We start from the raw sequence: 13,459 nt of genomic DNA, 5'->3' as shown, positions 1-13,459 counted from the left end.
GCGTGTCACCACCGCACCGTGACGCCGCCCATCACCGAATGATCGTAGGTCTGGTCGTTCAGCCCGCGCCGATAGCCGATGTCGAGATCGAGCCACGGCTTCGGCGAATAGATCGCGCCCGCGATCGCGAACGCGGGATTCGCGCCGGCGCCGCGCTCCGTGTTGCGCGACGTGCCGATGTCGGCCACGATCTGCAGCTTGTCGGTCGCCTTGTAGATCGCCGCGCCCGACACGGCCCAGATCGACGTCAGGTCGCCCTGGCGATTCGGCTGGTACGTCATGCCCGCATTCGCGAGGAACGAAAACCGCGCGACGTCGAGCTGTCCGAGCAGCGTTGCGCCGGCACCCGCGCGGCCGGTGCCGAGCCCGCGCCGGTCGTTGCCGGTCGGCGTCGTCAGTTTCGGCTTCAGCGCGATCGACAGCGGGCCGCGTTCGACGAACCGCCATTTCATGCCGATCTCGACATCGCCGATTCCCGCACCGTTCTCGTCGGTCCGCGTTTGCAGATGCGTGTAAGGCACGTTCACGTAGAGATCGACGCGTTCGCCGAACCCGCGCGTGAGCGTCGCGTTCCACAGCTGGTGGCGGCCGTTTTCTTCCTGTTTCGAGGTTTCCTCGGCGTTGAACTCGAACTGCCAGTTCGCGTTGCCCTGCGTGCCCGTGTCGTCGCTGACGAGCGGATGGGTGGCGAGGGCATCGAACGGCGCGAGGAGGGCGCTCGCGGCTGCGAGCGGAAGCATTCTCTTCATTGCATCACCTGTGTCGTGCATGGCGAGCAGGCCGGCCCACGACGAAGCGCGCGGGCCGGCCGGCTTCAGGCCTGGACCATCAGAACCACTGCTTGTAGCGGCGCACGTAGATCGTCTTGACGATCTGCGCGAGCAGGATATAGCCGACCATCGTCGCGGCGAGCCACAGCCAGAAGGTGCCCGGCAGGTGCATGAAGCCGAGCGACTCCGCGAACGGCGAGAACGGCAGCCAGCAGCCGATCGCGATCGCGGTGAACGTCGACAGCAGCACCGGCAGCGCGGCCGTGCTCTGCAGGAACGGGATCTTCTGCGTGCGCAGCAGGTGCACGACGAGCGTTTGCGACACGAGGCTCTCGATGAACCAGCCCGAGTTCATCACGATCTGGCCGCCCGCGCCGCCGTTCAGGTGATACATCGCACCCGCGCCGAATACCGTCCACATCAGGATGTACGTCGTGATGTCGAACACCGACGACGTCGGCCCGACCCACAGCATGAAGCGGCTGATGTTGCCGGCCTCCCACTTGCGCGGCTTCTTCAGGAACTCGGGGTCCATCTTGTCCCACGGCAGCAGCATCTGCGACGTGTCGTAGATCAGGTTCAGCACGAGCAGCTGCGTCGCGAGCATCGGCTCCCACGGCAGGAATGCGCTCGCGACGAGCACCGAGAACACGTTGCCGAAGTTCGAGCTCGCGGTCATGTTCAGGTACTTCAGGATGTTGCCGAACGTCTCGCGGCCCTTGATCACGCCTTCCTCGAGCACCATCAGGCTCTTTTCGAGCAGGATGATGTCGGCGGTTTCCTTCGCGATGTCGGCGCCGCTGTCGACCGAGATGCCGACGTCGGCGTCGCGCAGCGCGGGGGCGTCGTTGATGCCGTCGCCGAGGAAGCCGACCGTGTGGCCGTTCGCCTGCAGCGCCTTGACGATGCGTGCCTTCTGCAGCGGCGTCAGCTTCGCGAACACGATCGTGCGTTCGACGACCTGCGCGAGCGTCGCGTCGTCGAGCGCTTCGATCTCCGTGCCGAGAATCGGCTTGCCGGGTTCGAGGCCGACCTGGCGGCACACCTTCATCGTGACGATCGGGTTGTCGCCCGTCAGCACCTTCACGGCGACACCGTTTTCGCGCAGCGCGGCGAGCGCCGGCGCGGCCGATTCCTTCGGCGGGTCGAGGAAGGTCAGGAAGCCGCGCACGACGAGGTCGTGTTCGTCGGCGGTGCGGTACTGCTGGCGCTCGTCGCCGCGCGGGATCGTGCGCGTCGCGAGCACGAGCACGCGGAAGCCGTCCTCGTTGTACGCGCTCGCCTGTTCGAGCAGCCGCTTGCGCGCGACGAAGTCGAGCGGACGCACGCCGTCTTCATCCTGCACGTGCGTGGAGACGGCCAGCATCTCCTCGACCGCGCCCTTGCAGATCAGCAGGTGCGTGCCGTGGGTATCCTCGACGACGACCGACAGGCGGCGCCGTACGAAGTCGAACGGCAGTTCGTCGATCTTCTTGTAGCCCTGCGGCTTCACGCGCTCGCCGATCTCGTCGGCACGTGCGACGACCGCGATGTCGATCAGGTTTTTCTGGCCGCTCTGGTGGAAGCTGTTCAGCCAGCCGAGCCGCAGGATGTCCTCGTTCTTGTGGCCCGACAGGTCGAGGTGATGCTCGAGGATGATCTTGTCCTGCGTGAGCGTGCCGGTCTTGTCGGTGCACAGCACGTCCATCGCGCCGAAGTTCTGCACCGAATTCAGGCGTTTCACGACGACCTTGCGGCGCGCCATCGCGACCGCGCCGCGCGCGAGGTTCGCGCTGACGATCATCGGCAGCATCTCGGGCGTGAGGCCCACGGCCACCGCGAGCGCGAACGTGAGCGCGCTCAGCCAGTCGCCCTTGGTCAGACCGTTGATCATGAACACGATCGGCACCATCACGAACATGAACTTGATCAGCAGCCAGCTCACGCTCGCGACGCCGCGGTCGAAGCTCGTCTCGATGCGCTTGTGGCTCACGACGTTGCGCGCGAGCGAGCCGAAGTAGGTGTCCTCGCCGGTCGCGACGACGACGGCCGTCGCCGTGCCGCTGACGACGTTGGTGCCCATGAAGCAGACGTTCTCGAGATCGAGCAACGATGCCGACGTATCGGTCGCCGCACCGGCCGCGCGCGTGCCGGCGGATTTGCCCGCGACCGCGCCGAGCGTGTCGTACTTCTCGACCGGCAGCGCCTCGCCGGTCAGCACGGCCTGGCTGATGAACAGGTCGCGCGACGCGAGCAGGCGCACGTCCGCCGGGATCATGTCGCCGGCCGACAGGTGCACGATGTCGCCGGTCACGACTTCGCGCATCGGCACCTCGCGGCGGGACGGCTCGGACGTGTCGGTCACCGCGCGCTGCACGGTCGCGGTCGTGCGGACCATCGCCTTCAGCTTCTCGGCCGCGCGCAGCGAGCGGAATTCCTGCACGAAGCGCAGCAGCGCGCTGATTGTGACCATCGTCAGCAGGATCGTCATGCCGACGTAGTCGCGATCGTCGGGTGCGGCGAACCAGACGTCGGTGAAGAAGCTGATGGCGGCCAGCACCAGTAGCACGTAGACGAACGGGTTGTGGAACGAGAGCAGCAGCTGGCGGGTCCAGTGCGGCGGCTTGTCGTGCGCGATTTCGTTCGGGCCGTCGTGCTGCAGGCGGCCGGCGGCCTGGTCGTAGGTGAGGCCGCGCGTGCTGGTGTTCAGCGACTTCAGCGTGTCTTCGAGCGGACGGGCCGCTTCCTGCGCGGCGCGCATGATGCGCGGTTCGTTCTGCGGGCCGGTGCCGGCCTTGATGAAGCCGCGTTGTTTCTTGTGCGAGGTGTTGTGTCGTGTTGTCATGAGTCGCTCCTTGCGCACGAGGCGGCGGGCGGGGAGCGACCGTGACGTTATCGACGCACGAGCGCTCCCCGCCGCGTCGCGTCAGGCGCGATCGGCTGTGGATCGGTGATGGCGGGAACGCTCGCCGGCGCGTGCGGTGCGGCCGGAGGGGCGATGCGCGGCGTCGCACCGGCGAGCGGTAATCGACTACTGTCGTCCGAGTTCATCTGCACTCCTGTCGGTTGCGGGTAATCGGCACGGGCGATCGAAGGCGACGCGCGCACGAAGGCGCGCGGCCGGACGGCACGCGAACGGAAGGCGCACGCGGCTGACGCTGCGCGCAACACGAACGCGCGCGCGACGGCGCGGCGCGTGCGTTCGACAACATCGAAAATTCGGCGGGAGATCTGGCCGGTCAGGCCGGAAGGGCGCCGCATCCTGCTTCCCGGGATGCGGCAGAAGACGAGGCTCTGCGCGTTTTCCTCAGGCAGCAGTCAAGTTGGTCAGGCACCAACTACAACTCGCATCGGTGTTCACAGAACACTCCATGTAATTAGACGGGAGCGATGGTAATGGGTCGCTGTGCGAAGCGTCAACCCTTTTGTCGGTCGTTATTTCGGGAAACATGATCGGGGTGATGTGTGCGTGGCGCAGCCCCGGATTGCCGCGAATGAAACGGCCGCGCGCATGCGTGATCGGCATGCGCGCGGCCGCGTGGAAGCAGGGGCGGGTTACTGGCCGGCTGCCGCGATGGCGGCCCCTGCGTCGACAATGCCCGAGCCTGCCGGCATCGCGGTGCACGACGTGCCGGCCGCGAGCTTGGTCGTGCGCGCGCCGCCTTGCAGCTTCTGCTGGATCTGCGCGGGCGTGAGGGTGCCGTTCACCGACAGCATCAGCGCGGCGACGCCCGACACCTGCGGCGTCGCAAGACTGGTGCCGTTCGCGAGGCCGTAGGTGTCCGAGCCCGGCGTCGTGGTGCCGGTGTTCGACGTCGACAGGATGTTGACGCCCGGCGCGCTCAGCGAGACATCGGCGCCGAAGTTGCTGAACGACGCACGGCGGCCGGTCGCATCGGTGGCGCCGACGCTGATCACGCCGCGGCAGTTCGCAGGCTGGTCGAGCCCGGTCGACAGGCCGTCGTTGCCGGCTGCGACGACGACGGTCACACCCTTCGCGGTCACGTCGTCGATGGCCTGCTGGAACGTCGTGCTGCACGCGCCGACACCGCCGAGGCTCAGGTTGATGACCTTCGCGGGGCGCGGATTCGTCGGCACGCCGTTCACCGGGATGCCGGCTGCCCAGCGCATCCCGTCGGCGATGTCGCTCGTCACGCCGCCGCACTTGCCGAGCACGCGCACCGGCAGGATCTGGCTGAGCCACGACACGCCGGCGATGCCGGTGCCGTTGTTGGCGGTCGCGCCGATCACGCCCATCACGCGCGTGCCGTGCCAGCTGCTGTCGCTCGGTTGGCTCGCGCAGTGATAGTACGGGCCGTTTGCGTTGTCGAGTTCCTGTTGCGTGACCCAGTCGCCCGGATCGGTTGCGTCAGGGTTGCGCGTCAGGCCGTTGTTGCTGGTGTTGACGTTGCTGATGAAGCTGTAGCCGGACAGCACGTTGCCCATGAGGTCGGCATGCGGCCGGTAGCCGGTGTCGAGCACGGCCGTGACGACGGTCGGCGAACCCTTGGTCACGTTCCATGCGGGCGGCAGGTCGATGCCGGCGGTCGGGTCGGACAGGTACCACTGCTGGTTGTAGAGCGGATCGCTCGGCGTGTCGCGGATCTGCATCGGGTGATCCGGTTCCGCGTAGTCGACGTCCGAATCGGCCGCGAACGCCTGCGCGAGCGCGGCTGCGTCGGTGGCTGCCATGCGCTGGCCGAGCGACAGCACGGCCGCGCCGTTCGAGATCGTCCGTTCGACCTGCACGTTCACCGGGGCTTGCCCGACCGTGCTCGCATAGGCACGTGCACTGCCGGCGACCGGTGCCGTCCAGCGCGTCATCGAGCGCTGGATGACCGCGTCGAGCCGCGTCCCGTTGTCGATGGCCGCCATCGCGCGCGTGGCCGTCAGCGTCTTCAGCTTGACGATCAGGTGATCGATCGGCGCTTCTGCCGGCGCGGCCTGCGCCGCCATCTGCACGGCGGCCTGCTGCGTCGCGCATGCATTGTTGCCGGCCGAGGCGGGCGGGGTCGTCGGAGTGCCGGGAGCGGGCGTCGGGGCGGGGGCAGGTGCCGGTGCCGGCGCCGCGTTGGAAGAAGACGGGTTGCTGCCGTCGCCGCCGCCTCCGCCGCCGCAACCGGCGAGGGGCAGGAGGGCGGCGGCGGACAGCATGCCGGCGAGCATGCGCGCATGTGCAGAGCGCGCCAGCGCAAGATTGAAACGCTTGGTTCTCATGTTGAAACTCGATCCTCGTAGATAACCGTCGTGCCGGCGGTGGCGCTGGTCCGGCTGACCCGGACCTTGTCGTTTTTGTCTGGCGGCCGCGGCAAGCTTGCTGCGACGCGCCATGCACTGGGTAACGGCTGGCGCGGCGGCTTCTTGAGTGCGTTTCACGAGAAAAACCGGGGCTGGCGCAAACGATTACGTTGCTGCGCCGCAGCACGAACACGTGTTTGGAACGTATGGCACAGAAGGCGGGGTGAGCCCGCGTGCGGCCGGTCGGGCGAAATGTGCGGCGGGGGCCGGTTTGCGCGGTACGGCAAACGTCTTTCAATGCACGGCCACGGTGGAAGGTTGCTTACGCTTTCCCTGATGCGACGCGAATTTTGTCGGGCGTAGGATCGCGATTCGATCAACGTTTCGTCAGGAGAAAAGCATGGATCGCCGCTTATGCTGGCTGGCCGTCGCGCTGTCCTGTGCGCTGGCGGGTACCGCGCACGCGCAGGCCCTCACCGGCACGCTGAAGAAGATCAAGGACACGGGCGTCGTGTCGCTCGGCATTCGCGAATCGTCGGTGCCGTTCTCGTATTCGGACAACCAGCAGAAGAACATCGGCTATTCGCGCGACATCGCATCGCGCATCGTCGACCAGCTGAAGACGGAATTGAACCTGCCGAACCTCTCGGTGAAGGAGATCCCGATCACGTCGCAGAACCGGATTCCGCTGCTGCAGAACGGAACGATCGATTTCGAATGCGGATCGACGACGAACACGCTCGAACGGCAGAAGCAGGCCGCGTTCTCGAACAGCATCTTTCTTTATGGCATCCGCTTCAGCACGCGCAAGGATTCGGGCGTGAAGGATTTCGCGGACCTGGCCGGCAAGACGGTCGCGACGACGGCCGGCACGTCGGACGAGCGCCTGCTGCGCAAGCTCAACGAAGAGAAGGCGATGAACATGACGATCATCAGCGCCAAGGATCACGCCGAAGCGTTCATGAACGTCACGACCGGGCGCGCGGTGGCGTTCGTGATGGACGAGCCGTTGCTGTACGGCGAGATCGCGAAGGATCGCAACCCGGGCGCGTATACGGTGACGGGCACGCCGCTGGTTCACGAGAATTACGCGTGCATGATGCGCAGGGACGATCCGGCGTTCAAGCGCGTGGTCGACGGCGTGATTGCGAAGATGCAGACGTCGGGCGCGGCCGAGAAGCTCTACGACCAATGGTTCACGCAGCCGATCCCGCCGAAAGGCGTGAGCCTCAACTATCCGCTGTCGGCGGAGATGAAGCAGCTGTTCAGGAATCCGACGGATCAGGCGCAGTATTGACCGGATGCGGTGCTGATCGACATTCGGTAATGAAAAACCGCCGGTGCGTGCCGGCGGTTGCGGTTTGGAAGGCAAGTGGCTGGAACAGCATCAGGTCTTGATCTCCGGGCCGCGCGCGACCGGTGTCGCCGGGGACGCTCGAGGTACCGGCCCAAGTCTCAGGATTCAAGCGGCCGGAAGCGGCCTGAAGTGGCCGCTGCAATGCCCGTAGCGGATTTCCGGGTATGCCGCAATCGGCATTCAACCTCGTCCGTGCCAGGGGAATCCGGCGGCATGACGCGACAACAGGCACAATACGGCATTCGACATGACGCACGGGTGTTCGCGGTTCGAACATCGCACGACCGCGTCACCGCTGTCCGACATCCTCCCCAGTCGTCATGAACGCCACGCTCACTCCCGCGCGCGAGTCGAACTCGCCGCGTTTCCTGTTGTTCCTGATCTGCCTGTTCGCGTCTGCGGGCCAGCTTGCAATCGACATCTACGTGCCTGCGCTGCCCGACATGGCACGGTCGTTCGCGACCACGCCGCAGGCGATCCAGTCGAGCGTGTCCGGCTACATGGCCGCCTACGCGCTCGGCCAGCTCATCTTCGGGCCGGTCGCCGACGCATACGGGCGCAAGCGCGTGCTGGCGTTCGGGCTCGTGATCTACACAATCGGCTGTCTGCTGTCGCTCGGCGCGCAGAACCTGGAGACGTTCGTGCTGGCGCGCTGCCTGCAGGGTTTCGGGATCGCGACCACCAACCTGCTCGCGAAGGCGATCATCACCGATTCGTTCTCCGGGCAGGCGCTGATGCACGCGTTCACGTACATGTCGATCGCGTGGGGGCTCGCGCCGATCATCGCGCCGGTGATCGGCGCGCACCTGCAGGAATGGTTCGGCTGGCGCGCGTGCCTCGTGTTCCTGCTGGTGTACTCGCTGGTGATGTGGGCGCTGCTGTGGCGATACCGCGAAACCTTGCCGAAGCCGGTGCATCTCGAGCCGCGCACGCTGATGACGAACGCGGGCAAGGTGCTGGCGAGCCCGGTGTTCCAGAGCTGCTTCCTCGCACAGGGGCTGTGCTACAGCATCCTGCTGGTGTTCAACATCGTCGGGCCGTTCATGGTGCAGACCACGCTGCACAAGCCGCCGACCTTCTTCGGTTATCTCGCGCTCGGCATCGGGCTCATGTATTTCCTCGGCGGGCTGTCGAACCGCATTCACGGCCGCGGGCTGCCGAGTGCCGAACAACGGCTGCGTATCGGCGCACGTGTGATGGCGGGGGCGTCGGTCGCGATGCTGGTGCTGGCATTGACCGTCGGGCTGCGCGTGTGGACGCTCGCGACGCCGGTGCTCGTGATGGGTTTCTGCGCGGGCGCGATGTACCCGACGCTGATGGCCAAGGGCAATTCGCTGTTTCCGCATATCGCCGGCCTGACGAGCGCGATCCTCGGATGCGCGCTGCTGCTCGTGTCGTCCGCGATGATGGGGCTGGCCGGTTTCGTGTCGATCCATGTCCTGACGCCGCTCGCGGTCTTCTTCGTCGCGCTGTCCTGCATCGTCGTGTGGATGGTCACCAAGCTGCTGCGGTACCTGTCGCAGCAGCAGGCCGAGGCCGCGCCCGTCGCGTGCGGGCGTGGGGAGGCCGCGTAAATGCCGCCTGTCGACTGCCCCATGAACCCGATTCTGCTGAACCGCGTCGCCCGAACCGACGCCGCCGACCTGATCGCCGCCAATCGCGCGAGCCGGAGCCATCATCTGCCGTGGGTCGACTCGTTCACCGACCAGGCGGGATTCGACCAGTGGTTCGGCCGCTGCCTGACGGGGCCGAACGTCGGCTTCGTCGCGCGCGAGCGCACGTCCGGGGCGGTGGTCGGCGTGGTGAACCTCAACGAGATCGTCGGCGGCGTGTTCCAGAGCGCGTATCTCGGGTACTACGGGATGGTGGCGTTCAGCCGCAAGGGGCTGATGACCGACGCCATGCGCGCGGCGATCGGTGTCGCGTTCGGCGAACTCGGGCTGCATCGGCTCGAAGCGAACATCCAGCCGGGCAACCATGCGTCGATTGCGCTGGTTCGGCGGCTCGGCTTCACGAAAGAGGGATTTTCTCCGCGCTATCTGCGTATCGACGGCGAATGGCGCGACCACGAACGGTGGGCGCTGCTGGCCGACGACGCGCCCGAAGCGCGCGCCTGACGCGTGATACCAGGCAATAACGGGCGACCTTCTTCCCGCCGCCGGCCGCTTGTCAAAGCGGATGCGTCGCGCCGGCCTGCGTGAGCAGCGAAACCGCAGCCGGATCCGGCATCCCGTTCGCGTCGATCGCGCCGGCTTTCGCGAGCGCGACGAGATCGCTGTCGACACCCGGTTGCCCGACCGTGAACGACGTGGTCAGGAACGCCGGCGCCGTGAGCGTGACCGAATAGCGCTGCTGCAGGTTCGTCACCACGGCCGATTGCGCGGCCTGTACGGTGTTCGGGCTGTTCATCGCCTGCTGGTAGCGCGGATTGCCCTGGAAATTGCCGATCAATGCGGCGGTGTTCGTGCCGAGCTGGGCGGCGAGATAGACCAGCATCAGCTCGGTCTCGGGCGTCGTATTGAACGTGCCGCCCGCGTACGCGAGCGAATGCAGGCTCGTGCCGCCCGACGTCACGGTGACGACGCACGGCAGCGCGGCATTGACCGTCACGCGGTAGTTGCCGCCGCCGTCCGTCAGCGTCGTCGCCGAGCCCGTCACGCAGCTGACCGTCACCTGCGCGCTCGCGAGCGCGTCGCCCGTCGCGGCCGTGCCCGACAGCGCGACGGTTTGCGTGTTGTTGTTGTTGAAGCAGACATCCACGCCGAAGCAGGCATCGCCGTTGCACGCCTGAAGCGCTGCGAGGGTGGCGAGGCAGAGCGTGCCCAGCGCGGGGCGGATGAAACGCCTGGGGTGCAGGTTCATGGTCGCTGGCCTTGAGGAGAGTGGGGCAACCGGCAGGCGCCGACGGTGCGGCGCCGTTCACATTCTATGTCCCGAAGCGGGGCGCTGCTTGCCCGTTTCGGTCGTCTGGCCGGCCTGCGGCCGGACGCGGCCGGACGACGAGCGCGTCGTGCAGCGGCACGCTGAAATGACGAGATCCGGAAGTCGGCCGGAAACCTTTCAGTTCCTTTCACAATTGGTTATGCTGCGGGACGATTAAAAACGACGAGAGAACGTGCCGTTCCCGATGGAGCCGGCGCGCCGTTTCCGACATGAATTCGAAACGACAGACGGGCCGGCCGTGCGCGCCGGGCGGCGAAGGCGATCCGGTATCGCGGGCAGGCACGGCCCGAACCGGCATTCGGCACCCACGCGGCACAAAGGGCGTGACCGGCAGGTCCGGCTTCCGGAAGGCCGCTGCCTTGCTCGCGGGCGCGATCTTGCTGTTCGGCGGCACGGCCATCGCGGCGCCGGCCGAAGATGACAGCGTCGCCGTCGCGGCGTCCATGGCCGCCACGCTTGCCACCCCGGCCCGGTCGGCCTGCACACACGTGGCCGCCGCGGCAGCCTATCCGGTCGCCCCGAAGCCGGAAGCCGCACCGCCGTTGAAAGGCCGCGTGACGGACACGACGGGCGTGCTGAGCGCGGCCTGCGCCTCCGAGCTGACCGACCGCCTCGCCGCGCTCGAACAACGGCTCGGCGTACAGGTCGCGATCCTGCTGGTCGGGTCGACCGGGCAAGCGACGATCGAACAGTTTGCGACCTCCGTGTTCGACCAATGGAAACTCGGCAAGGCCAAGGTCAACAACGGCCTGCTGCTCGTCGCCGCGCTCAACGACCATACCGTGCGGATCGAAGTCGGCTACGGGCTCGAAGGCACGATTCCGGACATCGTCGCGGGCCGGATCATTCGCGAGCGGATCGTGCCGGCATTCCGCGAGAACCGCATTGAAGCCGGCATCAGCGATGCGCTGGACGCGCTGACGCACGAAATGATGCCGGCCGACATCGCCGCGCCGGAGCAGCCCGCACCCGCCACGGCGTTCGACGGGCGCGACGAAGCATACGAAACGGCCGCGGCGACCGCGACGGATGCCGCGAACCTGCCGCCCCGCGACGCGCGAGCCGGCGGCGAAAAATACCAGTCGAACGGCCTGCCCGAGCGGAAACGCCCGAACATGGGCGGCGTGCGGTTCTGGTTCCTGCTCGGGGTTGCCAACGTCGTGCTCGGCGTGGTCGCGCAATGGCGCGAGCTGCGCCGCAGGGTGGCGCTCCTGGCCGCCTGGCTCGTGGCGGCCGTCGTGCCGGTCGTGATGCTGCCGGTCGGCGTGATCTTCAACGGCAATCTCGAAGCCATGCTGGGCGCCGCGGCGTTCGTTCCGGCGGCCGCCGGTGTCGGGCCGTGCCTGCTCGGCATCAACCTGTTCCTGTCGGCGCGCGTGCGCAAAATCACTGCGATCGTGGGCGGGACGCTGTTCATGATCGTCGCGATCGGGCGCGAAATGGACTATTCGGTCGGGGAAGTGCTGTCCGGCATCTTCGGCGTGCTGTGCGTACTCGCCGTGATCTGGGCGAAGCTGACGGGCAGCGGCTCGTCTTCGTCGTCATCCTCGTCCGGCTCCCGGTCGCAATCGGGTTCCGATTCGTTTCGCGGCGGCGGCGGGTCGAGCGGCGGTGGCGGCGCATCGGGCCGCTGGTAGCGTCCGCGCGCAGCCTGCCTGCGCGCCTGATTCCTTTCACCTGCCGCTCCACCCGGAGCGTTCAACCGGAAACAACCCATGATGAAATGGTTTCGAATCCTGCTCGTGTGCTGCGTGCTGGCCCCGCTCGCGGGGTGCGGCTACAACGCGATCCAGTCGTCCGACGAGGACATCAATGCCGCATGGTCCGAAGTGCTGAACCAGTATCAGCGCCGCGCGGACCTCGTGCCGAATCTCGCCGCGTCGGTGAAGGGCTACGCGTCGCACGAGGCGCGCGTGCTGACCGAGGTGGCATCGGCCCGTGCGCGCGTGGGCAGCGTGCAGATGACGCCGGAGATGGCGAAGGACCCGGCCGCGCTCGCGGCGTTCGACCAGCGGCAGGGCGAGCTGTCCGGGGCGCTGAGCCGGCTGATGGTGGTGTCCGAGCGTTATCCGGAGCTGAAGGCGAACGAAGCGTTCCGCGACCTGCAGACCCAGCTCGAAGGCACGGAAAACCGCATCGCGGTCGCGCGCGGCCGCTACATCAAGACGGTGCAGCACTACAACGTGCAGATCCGCCAGTTCCCGGGCGTCGTGATCGCGAAGATCTTCGGCTACCAGCCGCGCCCGAATTTCAGCGTCGCGAACGAAGCGGCGGTTTCGACCGCGCCGGCACTCGATTTCTCCGCGCAGTCGCAGCCGCAACCGGCGAAGGCAAACACGGCCGGCGAGTAAGGCCGGAGCGTCAGGTCGAAACGTCCGACCGAAGCGCGCATTCAGGGCTTGCGCGCGGCCGCCTTCGCGAACGCGCCGCGCACCTCGAAGCCGATCGCGTCGGCAACATTGCCGCGCGCATCGACGAGTTCGAGCCGGTGCCGGCCCGGCCACGGCATCCACGCGATGCGGTCGGCATGCCCGATCACCTTGTCGTCGAGCCGCCACGCGAACTTCGCGGCGTGCCCGGCCGAGCGCTCGAACCAGATCCGCTGATTCTTCGGCGGAATGTCCGGGTCGATCGCGAAGATCGTGCCGTCGGTCGGCGTGCCGATCGTCAGCGGCGCGCGCGCGCCGTCCTTGCCCGGCGTGACGGGGGCGGCGAGCCGGATCGTGTCGACCGCCGTGCCCGCGACGAACCATTCGTTGCGTGACGGTTCGATGTCGCGCTCGAAGGTGATGCGGCGCGTCTCGACGCCGGCCGGCGCGCGCGGCGCGCGGCTCGGTACGTCGCGGTGCAGGTAGCCGACGACGGCCGACCACACCGGCGACGCGCCCGTGACACCCGACACGTCCCACATCGGCGAGCCGTCCGCATTGCCGACCCACACGCCGACCGTATAGCGCGACGTGAAACCGACGGTCCAGTTGTCGCGCATGTCCTTGCTCGTGCCGGTCTTGACCGCCGAGAAGAAGCGCGTCGCGAGCGGATTGTCGAAGCCGAACGTGCGCACGCGCGCGTTGTTGTCGGAAAGGATGTCGGTCACGACGAAGCTGGCCGCCTCGCTGAACACGCGCGTGCCGTCGGCCGTGCGGGCGGGCGAGGCGGCCGATGCGCCGGA

At 67.3% G+C, this 13,459-nt stretch carries 11 protein-coding genes and 1 pseudogene; 5 read left to right on the top strand and 7 right to left on the bottom strand.

The features are described from left to right. Window positions 1-5: 5 nt before the first annotated feature. The 4 genes from DPV74_RS19390 to DPV74_RS19375 all read right to left on the bottom strand — a co-directional run bounded on the left by DPV74_RS19390 (window position 6) and on the right by DPV74_RS19375 (window position 5,966). Window positions 6-749: a transporter gene (locus tag DPV74_RS19390; RefSeq protein ID WP_119337799.1), complete on the bottom strand. Its 744-nt coding sequence runs from the start codon at window positions 747-749 to the stop codon at window positions 6-8. Window positions 750-828: 79 nt separating this feature from the next. After that, entirely contained in the window at window positions 829-3,594 is a 2,766-nt protein-coding gene (gene mgtA / locus DPV74_RS19385; RefSeq protein WP_119337789.1) for a magnesium-translocating P-type ATPase, read from the bottom strand. Window positions 3,595-3,641: 47 nt separating this feature from the next. Next, window positions 3,642-4,010 (bottom strand): hypothetical protein, encoded by a 369-nt coding sequence (locus tag DPV74_RS19380; RefSeq protein WP_119337788.1) that lies wholly within the window; start codon window positions 4,008-4,010, stop codon window positions 3,642-3,644. Window positions 4,011-4,304: 294 nt separating this feature from the next. Next, on the bottom strand, window positions 4,305-5,966 hold the full coding sequence (locus DPV74_RS19375) for a S8 family peptidase (protein WP_059697405.1): 1,662 nt from the start codon (window positions 5,964-5,966) through the stop codon (window positions 4,305-4,307). A 421-nt stretch (window positions 5,967-6,387) separates the two neighbouring features. Between DPV74_RS19375 and DPV74_RS19370 the strand changes: the two genes are divergently transcribed. The 3 genes from DPV74_RS19370 to DPV74_RS19360 all read left to right on the top strand — a co-directional run bounded on the left by DPV74_RS19370 (window position 6,388) and on the right by DPV74_RS19360 (window position 9,461). After that, complete coding sequence (locus DPV74_RS19370; RefSeq protein ID WP_049098212.1) at window positions 6,388-7,284, top strand: glutamate/aspartate ABC transporter substrate-binding protein; 897 nt, start codon at window positions 6,388-6,390, stop codon at window positions 7,282-7,284. A 380-nt stretch (window positions 7,285-7,664) separates the two neighbouring features. Continuing rightward, window positions 7,665-8,918, top strand: coding sequence for a multidrug effflux MFS transporter (locus DPV74_RS19365; RefSeq protein WP_027791858.1), 1,254 nt, complete (start codon window positions 7,665-7,667; stop codon window positions 8,916-8,918). A gap of 21 nt (window positions 8,919-8,939) precedes the next feature. Further along, the gene (locus tag DPV74_RS19360; protein WP_059697403.1) at window positions 8,940-9,461 is read left to right on the top strand and encodes a GNAT family N-acetyltransferase; all 522 of its coding nucleotides are present in this window, start codon (window positions 8,940-8,942) and stop codon (window positions 9,459-9,461) included. A gap of 52 nt (window positions 9,462-9,513) precedes the next feature. Here the strand turns inward: DPV74_RS19360 and DPV74_RS19355 are convergent, their stop codons facing one another. Both DPV74_RS19355 and DPV74_RS19350 read right to left on the bottom strand, forming a co-directional pair. Continuing rightward, window positions 9,514-10,206, bottom strand: coding sequence for a hypothetical protein (locus DPV74_RS19355; RefSeq protein WP_060195456.1), 693 nt, complete (start codon window positions 10,204-10,206; stop codon window positions 9,514-9,516). Window positions 10,207-10,414: 208 nt separating this feature from the next. Continuing rightward, a complete protein-coding gene (locus tag DPV74_RS19350) occupies window positions 10,415-10,732 on the bottom strand; it encodes a hypothetical protein (protein WP_162923090.1) in 318 nt (105 codons plus the stop codon). Between DPV74_RS19350 and DPV74_RS19345 the strand changes: the two genes are divergently transcribed. Beyond that, on the top strand, window positions 10,731-11,924 hold the full coding sequence (locus DPV74_RS19345) for a YgcG family protein (RefSeq protein ID WP_205571928.1): 1,194 nt from the start codon (window positions 10,731-10,733) through the stop codon (window positions 11,922-11,924). The two genes, DPV74_RS19350 and DPV74_RS19345, sit on opposite strands and share 2 nt — an antisense overlap. 81 nt (window positions 11,925-12,005) lie before the next feature. Beyond that, window positions 12,006-12,638 carry a LemA family protein gene (locus DPV74_RS19340; protein WP_119337798.1) on the top strand — a complete coding sequence of 211 codons (633 nt, stop codon included), beginning with the start codon at window positions 12,006-12,008 and terminating at the stop codon, window positions 12,636-12,638. 41 nt (window positions 12,639-12,679) lie between these two features. Here the strand turns inward: DPV74_RS19340 and DPV74_RS19335 are convergent. Continuing rightward, window positions 12,680-13,459, bottom strand: a pseudogene (locus DPV74_RS19335) (penicillin-binding protein 1C); the annotation flags it as partial.

The organism is Burkholderia sp. HAN2018 (assembly GCF_024704855.1).
Lineage (GTDB): Bacteria > Pseudomonadota > Gammaproteobacteria > Burkholderiales > Burkholderiaceae > Burkholderia > Burkholderia cepacia.
The sequence above is the reverse complement of the archived record's forward strand: the minus strand, read 5'-3'. Positions and strand labels throughout refer to the sequence as shown.